Source organism: Microcoleus sp. F4-D5, assembly GCF_036704885.1.
In the GTDB taxonomy this organism is placed as follows: Bacteria; Cyanobacteriota; Cyanobacteriia; order Cyanobacteriales; family Microcoleaceae; genus Microcoleus.
This window is the reverse complement of sequence record NZ_JAUBSX010000014.1, coordinates 44,857-63,535: the sequence shown is the minus strand read 5'-3', so window position 1 is coordinate 63,535 and position 18,679 is coordinate 44,857. Positions and strand designations below refer to the sequence as shown.

15 protein-coding genes are annotated in these 18,679 nt (G+C 47.2%); 11 read left to right on the top strand and 4 right to left on the bottom strand.

What is annotated here, in order from left to right; genetic code table 11:
- The first annotated feature begins 78 nt into the window (after positions 1-78).
- The 9 genes from QUA80_RS09375 to QUA80_RS09335 all read left to right on the top strand — a co-directional run bounded on the left by QUA80_RS09375 (position 79) and on the right by QUA80_RS09335 (position 9,924).
- Positions 79-2,457 (top strand): BamA/TamA family outer membrane protein, encoded by a 2,379-nt coding sequence (locus QUA80_RS09375; RefSeq protein ID WP_333423513.1) that lies wholly within the window; start codon positions 79-81, stop codon positions 2,455-2,457.
- A 208-nt stretch (positions 2,458-2,665) separates the two neighbouring features.
- Positions 2,666-3,505 carry a UDP-3-O-acyl-N-acetylglucosamine deacetylase gene (gene lpxC, locus QUA80_RS09370; RefSeq protein ID WP_333423511.1) on the top strand — a complete coding sequence of 280 codons (840 nt, stop codon included), beginning with the start codon at positions 2,666-2,668 and terminating at the stop codon, positions 3,503-3,505.
- Between the two features lie 90 nt (positions 3,506-3,595).
- A complete protein-coding gene (gene fabZ / locus QUA80_RS09365; protein ID WP_333423509.1) occupies positions 3,596-4,117 on the top strand; it encodes a 3-hydroxyacyl-ACP dehydratase FabZ in 522 nt (173 codons plus the stop codon).
- 189 nt (positions 4,118-4,306) lie between these two features.
- Positions 4,307-5,101: an acyl-ACP--UDP-N-acetylglucosamine O-acyltransferase gene (gene lpxA / locus QUA80_RS09360; protein ID WP_333423508.1), complete on the top strand. Its 795-nt coding sequence runs from the start codon at positions 4,307-4,309 to the stop codon at positions 5,099-5,101.
- 41 nt (positions 5,102-5,142) lie between these two features.
- On the top strand, positions 5,143-5,748 hold the full coding sequence (locus QUA80_RS09355; protein ID WP_333423506.1) for a Uma2 family endonuclease: 606 nt from the start codon (positions 5,143-5,145) through the stop codon (positions 5,746-5,748).
- 9 nt (positions 5,749-5,757) lie between these two features.
- Positions 5,758-6,930 carry a lipid-A-disaccharide synthase gene (lpxB, locus tag QUA80_RS09350; protein ID WP_333423504.1) on the top strand — a complete coding sequence of 391 codons (1,173 nt, stop codon included), beginning with the start codon at positions 5,758-5,760 and terminating at the stop codon, positions 6,928-6,930.
- Positions 6,931-7,066: 136 nt separating this feature from the next.
- Positions 7,067-8,329, top strand: coding sequence for a DNA cytosine methyltransferase (locus QUA80_RS09345; protein WP_333423502.1), 1,263 nt, complete (start codon positions 7,067-7,069; stop codon positions 8,327-8,329).
- A gap of 635 nt (positions 8,330-8,964) precedes the next feature.
- Entirely contained in the window at positions 8,965-9,309 is a 345-nt protein-coding gene (locus QUA80_RS09340; RefSeq protein ID WP_333423500.1) for a BON domain-containing protein, read from the top strand.
- Positions 9,310-9,552: 243 nt separating this feature from the next.
- Entirely contained in the window at positions 9,553-9,924 is a 372-nt protein-coding gene (locus QUA80_RS09335) for a DUF4278 domain-containing protein (protein WP_333423498.1), read from the top strand.
- A 117-nt stretch (positions 9,925-10,041) separates the two neighbouring features.
- On the opposite strand, the gene QUA80_RS09330 is transcribed toward QUA80_RS09335, so the two are convergent.
- From QUA80_RS09330 to QUA80_RS09315, 4 genes are all read right to left on the bottom strand, one after another.
- Positions 10,042-11,223, bottom strand: coding sequence for an RtcB family protein (locus QUA80_RS09330; protein WP_333423496.1), 1,182 nt, complete (start codon positions 11,221-11,223; stop codon positions 10,042-10,044).
- Between the two features lie 342 nt (positions 11,224-11,565).
- A complete protein-coding gene (locus QUA80_RS09325; RefSeq protein WP_333423494.1) occupies positions 11,566-12,690 on the bottom strand; it encodes a hypothetical protein in 1,125 nt (374 codons plus the stop codon).
- Positions 12,691-13,160: 470 nt separating this feature from the next.
- Complete coding sequence (locus tag QUA80_RS09320) at positions 13,161-16,388, bottom strand: efflux RND transporter permease subunit (RefSeq protein WP_333423492.1); 3,228 nt, start codon at positions 16,386-16,388, stop codon at positions 13,161-13,163.
- 401 nt (positions 16,389-16,789) lie between these two features.
- Positions 16,790-17,392, bottom strand: a complete 603-nt coding sequence (locus QUA80_RS09315) for a thioredoxin family protein (RefSeq protein ID WP_333423490.1) — start codon at positions 17,390-17,392, stop codon at positions 16,790-16,792.
- 179 nt (positions 17,393-17,571) lie between these two features.
- Here QUA80_RS09315 and QUA80_RS09310 point away from each other — a divergent pair, with 179 nt between their 5' ends.
- Positions 17,572-17,976 carry an NIL domain-containing protein gene (locus QUA80_RS09310; protein ID WP_006635751.1) on the top strand — a complete coding sequence of 135 codons (405 nt, stop codon included), beginning with the start codon at positions 17,572-17,574 and terminating at the stop codon, positions 17,974-17,976.
- Positions 17,977-18,043: 67 nt separating this feature from the next.
- A complete protein-coding gene (locus QUA80_RS09305; RefSeq protein ID WP_333423488.1) occupies positions 18,044-18,487 on the top strand; it encodes a hypothetical protein in 444 nt (147 codons plus the stop codon).
- The last annotated feature ends 192 nt before the right edge of the window (positions 18,488-18,679 follow it).

Here is an 18,679-nt window from a genome sequence, read left to right as displayed (position 1 = left end):
ACCGACTTAATAACTAATGACTAATGACTAATGACTAATGACTAATGTGGTGTGTGGATTCCAAAAAAGTGAACAAAAATGCGTTTATCTGCTGTATTGGTGGCAGTTTTTACTGCCTCAGCAACATTCGGGTTATCAAATTCGGCAAGTGGCCAAACATCCTACTCTGAATCTGCAGAGGAAGCTTTGGCTGCCGCCCAGCCCGCCCCGTCGATCGAATTACCCGATCGCCCCATTGCAGAATTAACCCAAAACCCTCCTCAAAACCGCAAAGCCGCTAAAACTAGCAAAGGGGAAGCCCTAAAAATAGCTGCGGCCCCTGCCAGAGGAGAGAACGACGATCCCCCAAACCGAGTCACAGACCCGTCTTCCCCGGTTTCACCTGCAGACCTTGAACTCAAACCCGAGCTAGCATCCAACCCCTCCCCCGCTTCTAGCAGCCAAAACGCCCTGCCAGACACGCAACAGGACAGCTCGCTCCCCCCCGATGAATTGGCTGTAACGCCCGCCTGGATGACAGCAGAGCTAGGGAAACCAGAGGAATCCGGGGCGATCGCTCAAAACGACCAAGTTCCCCCCAGACCGGCCCCGACCAGACCGCCGGCTAACACCGTTCCCACCTTGCCCTCAGTCCCAGCACCGCAGCCGAGACAAACCCCCGCACCAGCAGGGCCCGCCGAACCGCAAGTGCTAGTTGCAGAAGTTACCGTCACCGGGGCGACGGGAGACCTGGAAAGCGAGATTTACCGAGTCATCAGCACCCAACCGGGACGCACGACCAACCGCAGCCAACTGCAACAAGACATCAACGCCATTTTTGCCACGGGCTTTTTCAGAAACGTGCGGGCAGTACCCGAAGACACCCCGTTGGGCGTCCGGGTAACTTTTATTGTCCAGGCAAATCCGGTGCTGCGGGGAGTGACAATCACCGGTCAGCAAGTGCTGCCCCAAAGCGTAATTGACGAAAGCTTCCGCGATCAATACGGCAAAATTCTCAACCTCCGCCGCTTTGAGGAGGGAGTGAAAAAAATTAATGCGTGGTATCAAGACAACGGCTATGTTTTGGGCCAAATCACTGATGCCCCGCAAGTAGCAGACGACGGAACAGTGACCCTGCAAGTGGCAGAAGGCCAGATCGAATCCGTTGATGTCCGCTTCCTGAACAAGGAGGGAGAGGCAACAGATGCAACGGGTCAGCCGATCGGAGGCAACACCCGCCGCTTTGTCATCACCCGCGAAGTAGAACTCAAGCCCGGAGACATCTTTAACCGCACCAAGGCGGAAAGGGATTTGAGACGGGTGTTTGGTTTGGGAATTTTTGAAGACGTGCGGCTTGCCTTGGAACCGGGAACGACAGACCCCCGCAAGGCAAGAGTAATTGTCAACGTCATCGAGAAAAATACCGGTTCTCTGGCGGCGGGTGCGGGTTTGAGTTCCGCGACGGGTTTGTTCGGTACGGTGAGTTACCAGCAGCAAAACTTGGGCGGTAGGAACCAAAAATTGGGGGCTGAAGTACAAATCGGGGAACGCCAAACCCTGTTTGACCTGAGTTTTACCGACCCCTGGATTGCGGGCGATCCTTACCGGACTTCTTTCACGGCTAATATTTTTAGAAGACGATCGATCAGCGTGATTTTTGACGGCGGCGAACAGGAAGTCAGACTGCCCAACGACGATCGACCCCGCGTCGTCCGCACCGGTGCCGGCATCAATTTCACCCGTCCCCTGTCGCGCAATCCTTTTGTCGATTCTGAGTGGACTGCTTCACTCGGCTTGCAGTACCAGCGAATTTCAATTACCGATCGCAAAGGCCGTCGCGAATCCCGGGACGAACTCGGCAACCTGTTAAGTTTTAGCGATTCGGGTTCGGATGACTTGACAACACTGCAAGCAGGTGTTGTGCGCGATCGGCGCAACGACCCCCTCCGCCCCACTAGCGGTTCCCTGCTCAGATTTGGCATGGAACAATCGATCCCTGTAGGTTCCGGCAGCATCCTGTTAAACCGCCTGCGGGCCAGCTACAGCTTGTACCTACCAGTCAAGTACACTAACTTTACCCCCGGCCCTCAAACCCTGGCATTTAGTTTTAGAGGCGGCACCGTATTCGGAGATTTGCCTCCCTACGAAGCCTTTGCCTTGGGCGGCGCCAACTCGGTGCGCGGATACGACGAAGGCGACATGGGAGCAGGCCGCAGCTTCCTAGAAGCCAGCGTTGAGTACCGTTTCCCGATTATTTCGTTTATCGGCGGAGCGCTATTTTTGGATGCTGGCACCGACTTGGGCACGGGCAAAGATGTCCCGGGCGACCCGGCCGGTATCCGCGAAAAGCCCGGTAGCGGTTACGGTTACGGCCTCGGCGTGCGGATTCAATCTCCTTTAGGGCCGATCCGGATCGATTACGGTATCAACGACACCGGCGACAATCAAATTCACTTTGGGATTGGCGAGCGATTCTAATTAACGAAGAGTCATGAGTCAGCAGTCATTAGTTATTAGTTGGGAGTAAGGACTAATTGGTGATTGGTAATTGGTAATTGGTAATTGGTAAGGTGCCTATGGCGCACCCTACCAATCCTGTCTCAGGTGCCCATTGCGCACCCTACTGTTAACTTGCTTCTTCCCTCAGACTTCTTCCCTTTTCGGTCTTTCTTCTTCCTTCTTCCAAATGACTCAACGTACCTTAAAATCTGAATTTGAACTGTCGGGAATCGGTTTGCACAGCGGCGAACAAACTCGCGTCAGAGTTTTGCCTGCTGGGGCTGGTGAAGGCCGCTATTTTGTCAGAATTGACTTGCCCGGTGCTCCAATCATTCCTGCAAAAATTGAGGCGGTTTGCCAGACTGCACTTTCAACTGAACTCGCAGGTATCGACGGTCAAATTCGCACTGTAGAGCATCTATTAGCCGCTTTGGCGGGGATGGGAGCGGATAATGCTCGAATTGAGGTTGATGGTCCGGAAGTGCCTCTGCTGGACGGTTCGGCTCTGGTTTGGGTAGAGGCGATCGCCCATGCGGGCTTAGTTCCTCAAGCATCGAAGCAAGACCCCACTTCCTCCTTCGTCCTAGAACAGCCAATTTGGGTGCGTCACGGGGATGCTTTTGCAGCGGCTTTACCGTCAGCGGAAACTCGGTTTAGTTACGGAATTGATTTTGAGGAACCGGCGATCGGCAATCAATGGTACAGTTGGTCGCCAGAGGCAGAAAGTTTTGCTAGCGCGATCGCCCCAGCCCGCACTTTTGGACTTGCCCGCCAAGTTGACCAATTGCGACAAGCAGGTTTGATCAAAGGTGGTACCCTAGAAAACGCCCTAGTTTGCGATCGATCCGGCTGGCTCAACCCGCCTTTGAGATTTGCCAACGAACCGGTGCGCCATAAAATCCTAGACTTAGCAGGCGACCTCAGTCTGCTAGGAACTTGGCCAAAAGCTCACTACTTGGCTTACAAAGCCAGTCACAACTTACACGTCCAACTCGCCCAATCCCTGAAATCGGAAGCTCTAGCTTAGCTAGATAAAAGTTAGGAAAAAACAGGCGATCTGTTAAGATTGCTTCTGCCTTCTGCCTTCTGCCATACCACACTCAAAAGTCTTCAAGCAATGTCCACGCTGACTGAAGTTAACACCCTCAATACTGCTAATTCTGAATCCGTCCCCACCAAAAACGGTGAGGATTCTCCAGCGGTTAAATCTACTTTTACTCTCGAAGAAATTCAGAAATTATTGCCTCATCGCTATCCTTTTGCACTGGTTGACAAGATTGTTGATTACGTGCCGTCCGAGAGGGCTGTAGGAATTAAAAATGTGACTTTCAACGAACCGCATTTTCAAGGTCATTTTCCCGGAAGGCCGATTATGCCTGGGGTATTAATTGTCGAAGCTATGGCTCAAGTTGGCGGTATTGTTCTGGCTCAGTTGCCCGACATCGAGCAAGGATTGTGGATGTTTACCGGAATTGATAAAGTCAAGTTCCGCCGTCAGGTTGTACCGGGCGATCGGTTGCTGATGACTGTAGAATTGCTGTGGGTAAAACGCCGTCGCTTCGCAAAAATGCAGGCTCTGGCTGAAGTAGACGGACAAAAAGTTTGTGAAGGAGAATTGATGTTTTCGATGGTAGATTAACTTGGGAATTGCTGAGGGCTTGCGGGTAGTTTTGAGTTGTGAGTTTTGAATTTAAATTAAAACCGCGAAGCGTTCCTCGGAACGAAACAATCTTAAAATTTAAAAAATGCCTTCTTTTCTCTTCCTTCTTCCCTCTTCCTTCTTCCTTCTTCCTTCTTCCTTCCCACTTACCAGCAAAAAAACTGACAAATGCTTACTTTGATTCACCCAACTGCTGTGATTCATCCCGGCGCTGAACTTCACCCGACTGTAGAAGTGGGAGCTTATGCTGTAATTGGGGAAAGAGTGAAAATCGGGCCGGATACTAAGATTGGCGCCCATGCAATTATCGACGGACTAACCGAAATAGGCGCTCGCAATCAAATTTTCCCCGGTGCGGCGATTGGTTTGGAACCTCAAGATTTGAAATATGAGGGTTCTCTAACTAGGGTGAAAATTGGCGACAACAATCTCATTCGGGAATACGTGACAATTAACCGCGCTACTGGAGCGGGGGAAAGCACGACAATTGGCAATCATAATCTATTGATGGCTTATGTTCATGTGGGACACAATTGCGCGATCGCCGATCGAGTAATTATCGCCAATGCTGTAGCCTTAGCCGGACACGTTAAAATCGAGTCTCAAGCCCGATTGAGCGGTGTTTTGGGCGTTCACCAGTTTGTCCAGATCGGCCGCTTGTCTATGGTGGGCGGCTTGAGCAGGATCGATCGAGACGTACCTCCTTATATGCTAGTCGAGGGGAATCCTTCGAGAGTGCGAGCAATCAACAAAGTAGGTCTCGAACGCGCCGGTTTTACAGCAGAAGATTTGCTAGTTTTGAAGAAAACTTTTCGTATTCTATACCGTTCTGGCTACACTCTCGATCGAGCTTTGGAACAGTTGGATTTATTGCCAGAAAACCCCCACTTGCAGCACCTGCAGAGATTTTTGCAGCAGTCGATAACCAAAGGGCGGCGCGGTTTGATTCCTGGCAAAAAGTGAATGAGGTAGAATAAACCTATGAACTAAGCGACTGTTGCCCTATGAATGTATATACTTCAGTCAAATCTACATCTCCTGAAACAGAACCAGATGGCTGCATCAGGTTCTCAGATGTTAGTTGGGAGCAATTTGAAGCTATAGAAGCAGCTTTTAAAGATTTCAGAGGTGTGAAATTTTTCTATCTCGATCGACTACTGCAAATTATGACTGTCTCGCCCGAACACGAAATAATCAAGAAAACTCTCTGTATGCTGCTAGAGGCATATATGAGAGCAAATGGGATTCGATTTTACGGCAAGGGCGGCCCGACTCTAGGTAACAGAGAATTAGGCGGTAGAAAAGAGCCGGATGATTCCTATGATATAGGAACGCAAAAAATAGTCCCAGATATTGCGATTGAAGTGGTAATTACCAGTGGTGGGATAAATACTCTAGAATTCTACAAAAGATTGGGCGTTCTGGAAGTCTGGTTTTGGCAAAATAGTCAGTTATCTCTCTATTACTTAACAGGTGACAATAATTATGAGCAGATTTCCCGGAGTACATTCCTTCCCGATCTAGACTTAGAATTACTCCTACGCTGTGCTAATATGCCCGATCAATATGATGCTGTTACCGAGTTATTAGCAAACATCTCACCTGTTTAAAGTCAGAATATGAAAATTTTTATCAGCACTGGTGAGGTTTCGGGCGATTTGCAAGGAGCTTTGTTAGTTGCCGCCTTAAAACGTCACGCTGTTGCCGCCGGTTTGGAGTTAGAAATAACCGGATTGGGCGGCCCTCGTATGGCGGAAGCGGGTGCTACTATTTTAGGCGATACTGTGGGCATTGGTTCTATGGGCCTCATAGAATCAGTGCCGTATATTTTGCCCACGATCCAAGTTCAGCAAAAAGCTAAACAATATCTCAAAAACTTTCGCCCCGATGCTGTTGTATTGATTGATTATTTGACTCCAAATCTCGGTATTGGCAGCTACATCCGCCGCTGTTTGCCTGATTTGCCGGTAGTTTGGTACATCGCACCTCAAGAATGGGTTTGGTCGATTTCTCCTCGCAATACCGATCTGATTGTCAATATTTGCGACAAACTTTTGGCAATTTTCCCCGAAGAAGCTTGTTATTATCGAGACAAAGGAGCTCAAGTGAGTTGGGTTGGTCATCCTTTGGTGGATAGAATGCAATCTGCGCCCAGCCGGGAAGTTGCCCGCAAAACTTTGGGAATTGTGCCGGAACAGGTGTCGATCGCCCTAATTCCCGCTTCCAGACACCAAGAACTCAAGTACCTGATGCCGGTTATATTTGAGGCAGCTCAAATTATTCAAGCTAAATTGCCGGAAGTTCATTTTTGGATTCCGCTTGCTAACAAAGCTTTTCGCAGCAAAATCGAACAGGCGATCGAGAATTACGGTTTGCGGGCTACTCTGTTAGAAAATCAAACTCTGGAAATATTAGCCGCTGCCGATCTGGCGATCGCTAAATCTGGTACTGTTAATCTAGAGCTAGCTTTGCTCGACGTTCCGCAAGTTGTCGCCTACCGCGTCAGTCCGATTACGGCGATTATTGCTCGCCACGTGCTGAAATTTTCGATTCCTTTTATGTCTCCGCCCAATTTGGTGCAAATGAAGCCGATCGTCCCGGAGTTGCTGCAAGACGAGGCGACTGCGGAAAATATAGTGAACCACGCACTGGAATTGCTACAAAATGCCGATCGGCGCCAGCAAATGAAAGCAGGTTATCGGGAAATGCGCGAAAGTCTCGGAGATGTGGGTGTGTGCGATCGGGCCGCTGCGGAAATAATGAAAAATGTCAAATTAAATACTGCTTATTAAAGCAATTTTTGTATTGAAAGGTTATGTATAAACCCGCTTACTTTGTGGCTGGCTTGTGGACAAACCCACGATTTATTACCAGAAACGCGGTTGATTTCCTTAATTTCTATTAAAGCAACTTTTTTATTGAAATGTTATGCCAAGCAATCGGAAAAAGCGACCGATCGCTGTTGATTTATTTGCAGGCGCGGGCGGCATGACCCTGGGCTTTGAACAAGCAGGTTTTGATGTACTTGCATCAGTCGAAATTGACCCTATTCACTGCGCCACACACGAGTTTAATTTCCCGCTGTGTTCTATTCTGTGCAAAGATGTCACAGCGCTTACGGGCTCAGAAATTCGGAAAAAATCGGCGATCGGGCGGCGCGAGATAGACGTAGTAATCAGCGGTTCGCCCTGTCAAGGATTCTCCATGATGGGCAAGCGCGATGTGGACGACCCGCGAAATTCTCTAATTTTTCACTTTCAACGCTTAGTTTTGGAGCTAAAACCCAAGTTTTTTGTAATGGAAAATGTGCCGGGAATTGCATCAGGAGAACACAAAGAACTCCTGAAGCTTTTAATTAGCTATTTTATGGAAGCAGGCTATCAAGTAGAAGAAAACTATCAAGTTCTAAACGCCGTTCACTACGGAGTGCCGCAAGCTCGAAAACGATTGTTTCTGATTGGATGCAAACAAGATTATGAGCTGCCAAAATATCCTCATCAAACGACTATACTCCCGAAAATTAAAGTTCCTAAACGGTATAAAAAAGTTAATTTACCTCCTGTCCCGACAGTTTGGGATGCGATTGGAGATTTGCCGGAAGTGGAAAATTACAGCGAGTTGCTGCACCGAGATTGGGTAATCGCGGAGTACGGAAAGTGCAGCACTTATGCGAGTATAATGCGCGGAATCGATGGTTTGGATGATGATTATTCCTACGATCGCGAGTACGATCGACAAATCCTCTCTTGTAGTTTGCGAACTAAACATTCTCAGGAATGTATGGAAAGGTTTCAGGCTGCTAAACACGGCGAAAAAGAGCCGATCAGCCGTTTTTACAAGCTTCACCCCCAGGGAGTTTGCAACACTCTCAGGGCGGGAACCGACAGGGCGAGGGGGGCTTATACTTCGCCGAGACCGATTCACCCGATCGCCCCTCGGTGCATTACAGTCAGAGAAGCTGCGCGGCTGCATTCCTACCCTGACTGGTTTAGATTTCACGTTACAAAATGGCACGGTTTTCGCCAAGTCGGAAATTCTGTACCGCCACTATTGGCGAAAGCTGTAGCAGCGCAGATTATTAGCGCTTTGGGCGTGACAGCCATTAAGCCGAGTCTCAAGCTGACATGGGGAGATGATTCGTTGCTGAAGCTGAATTGGTCGGAAGCAGAACACTATTATCTAAAAAGTTAAGCATTAGATTTAACTATCTCTAATTGGGAATTGGTGAGTAATAATTGGGACTTGAGAATTGCAGTCCTGGACGCATCGGGACTGATGAAACCGGGTTTTTTACGCCCGTGTGCGGTCTAAAACACGTATTTTCGTAAAAAAACCCGCTTTCTAAACAATCGTGCGTCAGTCCTAAATTGCTAATTGCTAATTGCTAATTGGTAAACAATTAGTGATTTTTGCCTTTTATCTGCTTCTACAGACCGGGTTAGATCGAATCGGATCGCTACTCATGCAGGACTACCCTCAATTAAGCGCGGGCTACCGTCCCTTGTATCAGTAGACACAGTTCGATGACCCGCACGAGATGTCCCCGGTAATTCAACAAACCGGGAATGTATTCCGGGGCATTGTGCAGTTTTTTAAGGTGACAGTGGGGCAACTATTTCGACTACTGGTCTGCTATCGGTGGCGTAGCGATCGTCCTATACATCAAATAGCAACATCAACATCTAAATACTATTTAAGATTTTAGATTGTGAAAGTCTCCCGATAAAACATTTTGATAAATTTCGCTGAGTTTTGCAACAATTACGAGTCTTTTGGAATTCTAGAGCTATCGTGTAAAAAGTGTATTTTCAGGAGACTCAACTAATATGGGTTGGTTTAAAAGACTGTTCGGACTCGAAAAGCCTGAAGCCCCGGCTGAACCGATGGCACAAGTAGTACAGCAAGCAGCACAAGCGCAATCCATCGCTCCTGCTAAAGTCGGCCCAGACGGAAATTTTGACGAAAGTGGCTTAGCGAAGCGGGTTGCTTTAGCTTTTGACAGCGATGCAGAAGTTGCTGATATCGAGACTGTTTATGTGGCTCAGCTCAGCGGCACGGTTGTTCTCAAAGGTCAAGTTCCCAGTCAGGAAATTCTCAACAAGTTGGTGGCGATCGCCTCTGCTGAAGAAGGTGCCACAGACGTGCAAACCGATCAGGTGACAGTCGGCTAGTTATTCGGAACCGAACCAGTTTCGCTCCGGGTGCTGCTCGAATCAGTCAAAAACTCGATTAAACCCGCTGCGGCGGGTTTTTTTCTTGCCGTCTCCCACTCAAAATATTAATTTTTGTAAAAAAAAGCGAGTTATCTAAAAAAACAGTATAATTGAATACAGAAACTAAAAAAGTTTTAGCGAAGAAAACCAAATCTGACCTGACTGCCCTTTTTATCTCGATAAATATAAGGATCAAAAAATATGAAACTCACTTATCGCGGCTCAAACTACGAGTACGACATTCCGACAGTTGATATGATCGAAGGCGAAGTGGCGGGCAAATATCGGGGCCAAAACTGGAACTATCGGTATCCGAGACACATTCCCAACCCCAAAAAATACGGCGGCACAAACTATACCACAAAGAAAGATTCTCAAGCTCGCGATCGGGATGTCGCAGCAGCTCGCGCCTCAGCGGCGGTGGAATATTACCCAACAGTTGTGGAAGTGGCGCAAGTGCACCGGGCGAATATTTGCAATATTCTCGATCGTAGAAAGGAAGCAGCCAAAGCCAAGGGCGACGAAACACTGCTGCGCTTGCTAGAAATGGAGTCGAGACAGATGGTGTGTTAGAGAAAAGAATCAAAAAACAAAGCGTTTGTCAAGAGGGGGGAAATCAACAGCGGCTTGATTTCCCCCCTCTTCCCATAAAGCACTTTCCAGGTAGAAGTACAAATAAACCAGTTTCTGTCACCCCTTGACACAAACCACCTGCTTCAAAGTCGCCACAACTTCCACCAAATCCGACTGCTGACTCATCACCTGATCGATCGGCTTGTAAGCCCCCGGAATTTCATCTAAAAATTGCTCATCTTTCCGGCACTCAACCCCCTCAGTCTGCCGCACAAAATCATCCAGAGTGAATACATTTTTAGCTTGATTGCGAGACATCAAGCGCCCTGCACCGTGACTGCAACTACAGTAACTTTCAGCATTTCCCTTCCCTTTAACAATAAAAGACTTCGCCCCCATCGAACCCGGAATAATCCCGTAATCCTCAACATCCGCGCGCACGGCACCCTTGCGAGTCACATACACATCTTCTCCAAAATGCACCTCTTTTTCCGCGTAATTGTGGTGGCAATTCACCTCTAATAACGGCTTAACAGATTTGCCGCCCGCAACGTGCTTTTCCACAATTCGCTTAAACCGATTCATCATCACATCGCGATTAAAACGAGCATAATCTTGCGCCCACTGCAAATCGTGCCAATAAGCCGCAAACTCCGGCGTACCCGCTACAAAATAAGCCAAATCTTTGTCAGCCAGATTAATTTCTGCCAGTTTAGCTAAATCTTTAGCAGTGTCGATATGCTGCTGTGCGAGCAAATTTCCAATGCCGCGAGAACCAGAGTGCAGCATCAGCCAAACAAAGTTTTCAGTATCAACGCAAACCTCTATAAAATGATTGCCGCCGCCGAGGGAACCCATTTGTTTTAAAGCTTTATTGTCTTGGTGCTGCACGCCTTGATGAAGTTCCTTAAATTCTCGCCATCCCTGCCAGTTGATGACTGTTTTTTCTACTTCCTTGTTTTCCGCAAATCCCACGGGAATTGCGGCTTCGATATCGAGTCGAATTTGTTTGAGTTTGCCTTCTAATTTGTTGGCGGTGAAAGGCATTTTTAAAGCAATTACGCCACAACCAATATCCACGCCCACAGCAGCCGGAATAATCGCTTCTTTTGTGGCAATGACTGAACCGACTAAAGCACCTTTTCCTAAATGTACGTCGGGCATTAGTGCGACGTGTTTGAATACAAAGGGCAAAGATGCTACGTTGGCGGCCATCTTGGTTTCTTTTTCGCCCAGGGCGTGATTTGCCCAAGATAGCACGGGTTTTGGGGCTGAGATGTCTAATTTTTCGTAGGGCATTTTTGTTTAAGTTTGTTTTGCCAGTTTGTTATGTAGTATTATTGTAACATAAAGTTTTGGATGTCAAACACACCTTATTGACTAATTCTAGGCGTCTCAACTGAACATCAAATGCAGTAGCGGTATTGTTGGTAAATCCGACAGTCCGACAGGGAATGAATTCCCTGTCTCATAGCTAAAGTCCTCTGAAAGAGGACTAAAATCGATAAGGCTTTCCCACACAATCCGCAGTCGGTTTTTAACCGACTTTCGCTATGAGGCAGGGGTTTCAACCCCTGTCGGATTGTGGGAAAGCGAGTGAAAAGCTAACACGGCACAAGAAGCGTTTTGTATTGAAAATCCTTAAGAAATGCCTAAAGATTGAATGAATAATTTACTGTAGGGTGCGGATTGTTGTACCTTCGCCAGCGAACCAAACAGCTCTTTTCCCCCAAAAATAACTAATGTCTTCTGTTTAGAGTCAGGTTCTTGACTCAGGACTTGTGAATGAACGGACAGAATGCTATCTGAATCAAAACGATAGAAATAGCGCAAGTCGCCACAAAGCACTTCTTCAACATCCTTGAGATTAGGATAAAGTTCTTTAGACGAACGCGGTTCATGACCGATTAAAATTAGTTGATCTGATATTTCCATTTTGTTAATATCGATTAGATACATGAGCCCTTCATCAGTATTAACTAGAATGCGATCGTCTGAAAGGTAGCACATATAGCTACCAAAACCGTCACTCAGCCCAGGCCAAGGCCATTCGCATATTCCCAGTAGATTGCGGTCAGGAAAACTGAATCGGCTGATTTTTCGGCCGCAATCATGTACTATTAAAAATTCGCCACCAGCAGGGTGAAATTCTGGAGGCCCCATGTAATCATCGGCACAGAGAACTTCTACGGCATGAATTGTCATACCATCATCATAAAGCCAATAGATTTGCGATTCGCCCTGACCCTCGGTAGTCCAAACAGCTAAAATTTGATTTTCTGGGTGTCGTTGAAACAAGAATCCACGGCCATAAAAAGGGTCTTTGAGCCTAATTTTTCGCTGGATATGCCATGAATTAGTATCGCGAATTTGAATCTCGACTTCCTCGCCTTCAATTAATTTGATACACCAAAAACGCACACCGTCTGCATCAAACCAGCAGTCCTCAAATCCATTCTTGTTAAAATACTTGACAGGAGGGTTAGGTAGCTGTTCTTCAAAAACTAGCTGGTTTTCTGCTGTCAAAATTGCTAAATGATTGCCATTTGCCATAATTGCTGCCAGCAAATCGCCTTTGGGACTGATGGCTAAACAGCTAATTTCGTCGGGAAGCTGGTATTCGTATTTTGGCGACAAGTTGCGATCGACTAAAGAGACTTTTTTGCGATCGCCACTGACAATCGTCGCCCACTCGGAATTAATGGGTTGGTTTATGTATGAGAACGACCAGTCAATTTGTATTTCATGTTTTGGTAAAATTAGCATAAAAATATTTAGATATGCTGCGTAGATAGGCTCTATTTTAACTGAAATCTTGCAGCATTTATCGTAGGGTGCGTCAGTGTGGAATTTCTTTGGGGAGTCAGAGACTGTTTACTGACGCACCTTACCGACTAATTCTCGGCGCGTTAACTTAAGATCGAATGCAGTAGCGGTATTGTTGGTAAATCCGACAGTCCGACAGGGAATGAATTCCCTGTCTCATAGCAAAAGTCCTCTCAAAGAGGACTGAAATAGATCGTATTTTTCCTCAAAATCTACAGTCGGTTTTAACCGACAGTCCGACAGGGAATTAATTCCCTGTCTCATAGCAAAAGTCCTCGCTCAAGAGGACTAAAATCGATCGCACTTCCCGTCAAAATCTACAGTCGGTTTTAACCGACTTTCGCTATGAAGCAGGGAATTAATTCCCTGTCGGATTGTGGGAAAAGCGCGTATTTGCTGGCACTAAATTATTACAAATTCGCATTCTTTCTCCCCGCCTTCTGCAGGGGAATAGCAACCGCCTGCGGTTTCTTCTTCGCTGCAAACATCCCGAACAAATCGTGCAGCAAAATATAGAAACAGGGAATAATAAACAGCGTCAGCAAAGTTGCCAGCGACAAACCGGAAAACACCACCACACCCAGCGGTTGCAAGAATTCCGAACCGTCTCCAATGCCCAAAGCTAGGGGGAATAAACCCAAAACTGTGGTAATAGTTGTCATCAAAATCGGACGCAAGCGCTGAGGTGCCGCCCTGAGAATTGCTGTCGTGCGATCGACCTTTTCATCTTCCTGAATTTGGTTTGCCAACTCCACCATAATAATCGCATTATTTACCACAATTCCCACCAGCAAAATCGCCCCCACAATCACCGTTGCGCCGATCGCAGTTTTAGTCGCATACAGCCCCAAAATCCCCCCAGCCAAAGCCAGCGGCACCGTTAACATAATCACCAGCGGATCGACAAGCGAATTGTACTGCACCGCCATCACCACAAATACCAAAAACGCCGCCAAAGATCCCAAAACAATCAGCGAACTTTGCAATTCCCGGTTAGTTTCCGCCGCCGAACTAGGTATCACTCGCACTCCTGGTGGCAATTTGATTTCCGACAAAACTTCATCCACTTGTTTCAAAGCGTCGCCCAAACTCGCGCCCTTATTAACATTCCCAGCAATCAGGAAAACTTGGCGCTGGTTCAGCCTTTGAATTTCCCCAGGCGCTTTTCCCAGTTCAATATTCGCCACATCGCTCAAGCGGATAATGCTGTTATCCCTAGCAGTTAAAGGGATAAATTTGAGTGCAGAAATCGATTGGACAGAAGCGCGATCGAACTGTACCCGCACATCAACCAAACGGTTTCCCCGCTGCAATTGCGTGGGAACAGAACCTTGAATTGCTGTCTGAATCGCCTCTCCGATTTGCCTCGCATTCAACCCGTAGATTTCCGCTTGTTCCCAGTTGGGGCGAATCTGCACTTCCGGCTGCTGCGGGTCTGCATCCGGGCGAAAAGTAGCTAAAGTTACCTTCCGATCCAAAGTTGCCAATATCTCGCGGCCGGCTTGCTGCAATATTTGTTCGTTTTCGCCCTGAAGCAGGACATCAACTTCAGCGCCGCGCACTGGCGAATTAGTTAAGATCAAACCCCGCACATTTTCTGGATTCAGGCGCAAACGAGTATTTTTGGGCAAATCAATTTTTTTATTCAATTCTTGCGTAACTCGCTGCACAAAATCCAATGTATTGGTGCCAGGTTTCAGCGTAATGTTGCAGCCGCCGCGCAGCACATTCTCAACCGTATTGTTGCCGAACAACAGACCGCCCACTGTCGTCAAAGTGTACAGAGTTTCTGGTTGGCTGAGGATAATTTTATCCGCTTCGGCCATGATTTTTTGGTTGGTTGCCAAATTTGTGCCTGCAGGAAACAAAGCAAACAATCTCGCTTGACCGGTATTAATTCTGGGCAATATTTCCTGGGGGATTTGACCGGCCATCAGCCAACTGCCGCCGCCCAATCCAATAATCGCTACTGCAAGGATAATCAACCGCCACCGCACTATGCCCGATAAAAATTTACCGTAACCGGCGGTAGCATTGGTAAAAGCTTGATCGAATGCGCGCAGCGGCCAAAAGTTGCTCAAACCGCTGGATACCCGCAGCGCTAGCAGCCGAGAAGCCATCATCGGTACAACTGTCAATCCGACAATCAGAGAGGCGGCGACGGAAAAGGTGATGGTGAGAATTAATTCGTTGAAAAGCAAGGAAACTAAGCCGCCTATTAGCAAAAATGGCAGTACGGCAACTAAGTTAGTCATGGTGGAAGCAAATAAAGCTGATTCTAATTCTTGGCTGCTTTTTTCTGCTTGCTGAATCAACTGCTTGTTACTTAAACGCTGCTTGCCGTTGGCACTGTTTGTATTGCTGGTTCCTTCGACAATATTCTCCAGCATCACGATCGAGTTATCGACCACAATTCCCACCCCCAGCGCCAAACCGCCCAAACTGAAGACGTTGAGAGATAGGCCAAAAACTCCCATCAGGATAATCGCCATTAAAGTTGCGAGGGGAATTGCTATGACAATAATCAAAGTTTGGCGCAGGGAAGCGAGGAACAGCAAAACTGCTGCCCCGGCTAAAACAGCCCCGGTTAAACCCGAAAATAAGACATTGCTAATAGAATCGCGGATGAACTTAGACTCGTCGAAGGTATTGACGATAGTCGTGCCTTCGGGAATTGCCCCGGATTCTTTTAATTCTTCTAGCCGCTTTTTGATGCCGTCTACAACTGAGATTGTATTCGCGTCCGGCTGCTTTTGAATGCTAATTTTTACGGCTGATTTCTGATTGAGAAATACTTTAACTCGTTCTTCTTCTGTACCGTCAATTACCTTAGCAAAATCGCGCAAAAACACTCGTTTTGGCGGATTGGAACCCGATGCTTGAAAAGAAATTTCCTGAATTTCTTTTGCATTCCGAAACCGCCCGACGGTGCGGGTTAAAGGTTCCGCTGCTTCTTCCCGCAGCCGCCCCCCGGAAGTGTCGATGTTGCGGGATTCGAGGGCTGATAAAACGTCGGAAATACTGACCCCTAAAGATTGCAAGCGATTTAAGTCAATATTTACTTGAATTTCTTCTTGCACGCCGCCGGCAACGTCAATTGCTGCTATTCCTGGAATTACGTTGAGTTCCCTGGATAATTCTTCGTCGGCAAATACGCGCAAATCAACTCCTTGCAAGGAGTTGGAAGTCAGGGCAAATTCGTAAATCGGCTGCTGGGAAGGGTCAACTTTGGAGAGAGTGGGCGATTCAACTGTATCGGGAAGTCGGTTGCGGATGCGGTTGACAGCGGCGGTGGCGTCGTTGAGGGCCTGGTCGATGTTGCCCCCCGGTCTGAAGAATAAATCGACGCTGACTTGTCCTTCGCGAGTCCGGGAGAAAACTTGCATGACGCCTTCAGTGGCGGAAAGTCCTTGTTCGAGGGGGCGGGTAACTTCGTCAACTGCGACTTCTGGGGAGACTCCGGGGGCGTTTAAGCGCACGCCGATGCGGGGATAGGTGATGGAGGGCAGCAAGTCAACGGGCAGTTGAGTGATGTAGAAAATGCCCACGATTATAATAGCAAGTGTCAGCATCAGAGTGCCGATGTGGCGGCGGATAGCGGTCCCGCTAATACTGAATCCGGTTTTGTCGGGGGTCATTTGATTTTAGATTTTAGATTTTAGATTTTAGATTGAAAAGTTTACCGCGCCAGTAAGCCTGCGAAAAAATGAATCGGGGCGCTGGCAACCAAATTGTTTTCGGTCAGGCTGTATTGTGTATCGGGATTGAGAGAATATTTACGCTCCGCACCTGACAAGTAGTATAATAAATTTTAATAAATTGTCACAAATGTTTTTTTGAATATTCCTTTAGAGGTAGTCGATCGCCCAAAACCGCAATTGACATAAGTTGCGATCGGCTTTTTTATCGATCGAAAGCAATTGCGATTTACCGCCCGGAGTGGGGGCGGGTTTACTATATTGTTGGTGTTACCCACAGATTGTTTGTAAAACCCGCCCCTACAGTCTTATTCCTACTGACTAATGACTAATGACTTCATTTACTGTACTTGGCTGCCGTGGGCGCGGGGGTCGGAGCTACTTGTTTTCACAGGCGCTGTGGGGGGAGTAAAATTAGAAACTTGACCGCCTGCTTGGACGTGTGGCAGAGGTTTTCCTGCTATTAAAGCTTCTAAGTTAGCTTCCATAATAGTGCGAGGCATTTCGCCGATCGTTTCAGCAACCGCGCTGCCTTTATCGTTCAAATAGACAAAGTGCGGAATGCCGTCTACTCGATATTTGGTGATTTCTGGCAGCCATTTGTCATTGTCTACATTCAGCATCACAAAATTCATCGGTTCAGCATATTTCTGTTTGATTTCGCTCAGATCCTTAGCCATTGCCTGACAGCTACCGCACCAATTAGCATAAAATTCCATGAGTGTCGGTTTGCCGTTTACCAAAGCCGTTTCTAAAGGCGTTGAAGCTTTTGCCATGTCGGTGAGACTGCTTGACGGTGTTTGGGTTTGCAGCCCTAAGAAGATGGATGTTGAAAGGGCGATCGCTGCTAACACAATCAATAAGTTTCTGAGGCGCGTGGCGACTTTTGTTTCGGGATTTTTGGCGGCGGGGACGACTGTTGACTTGGGCGAATTCTGAGTCATAAAATAAATTGCGCTTTGATTTCTATGTTTTTATTTTAAATAATAGATTCAGATTATAGCACATTTTGAGATAATCAGACCCATCTCATAAAAATTTGTGCTAAAGGCAGTAATTTAGATCGAGTGCGCTAAAACAGAAGATAACAAAGATTGTTTGTAAATTACCGAGGACTTGCAGGGTGAAAAAACGGGTGACGCTGACGTTTCCGCAACGATCGATCCAAATGCCTGTCACCTATCGACTAGCCAAGGATTTTAATGTTGCAGCCAACATTATCCGCGCTCAGGTGGCTCCGAATCAAGTGGGCAAACTGGTGCTAGAGTTATCAGGGGACATCGACCAACTAGAAGCGGCGATCGACTGGATGCGATCGCAAAACATCGGCGTTTCCCTAGCCAGCCGGGAAATACTCATAGACGAAGATATCTGCGTTCACTGCGGTTTGTGTACGGGAGTTTGCCCGACAGAAGCCTTGACCCTTGACCCCGAAAGCTTTAAACTAAGTTTTGCTCGATCGCGGTGTATCGTGTGCGAGCAGTGCATCCCTACCTGTCCGGTACAAGCTATTTCTACTAACCTCTAGGTCTTGTACAAACTCCTCGGGAGCATCATCTTTTTTTTTTGCCTGGTTCTCCTAATTGTGCCATTGGATGAAAAAAAACTCTTGGGTTTCCCTAACTCTACTTTTTGTTACTTATTTCACTTTTGGCTGGAAATTATCTGAGTTTGATGTTCCCCCGCACCTGACTTGGTTTCTAGCCATAGCTTCAATTTTAGTGTTGGCTGTCGCCTTGTCGTTCCCTCTGAAAAACATAAAAGCCTTAATTGTGCAGTGGTTTTCGAGTGATATGGGTGCTTTTATTTCTATTATTGTAGGAGCTTTGGTGGCAGTGGTAGTTTTTGCCTGGATGCACCTTTTTGCTACTTGTTTGCTCTTAATTTCAGCCGGAGCTTTGGCAAGACTCGATATTCAAATGTCTGGTTGGAAGAATTGGCGGGCTTTTGCGGTATTAGCTACTATTTCTTTCACAGGTGTGGGGTTGGGCGGAGCGATGGAGTTTTTGTTAAAAACAGGGAGGCTCGTATTCTATTAATTGAGCCTAGGAAATTTACCCAAGCAAATTCTCCAACTCGCAACAGATATTTAGCCGACAACTATCGGATTGTCCATCAATAAATACAGCTCGTTTTTTTCAATCCCCACCCGGATTAATGCGTGTTTCAACCCTCGCGAGATACAGCTTCTCAATTACCGATTCCCCGTTTCCCCTTGCCTATTCCCAATT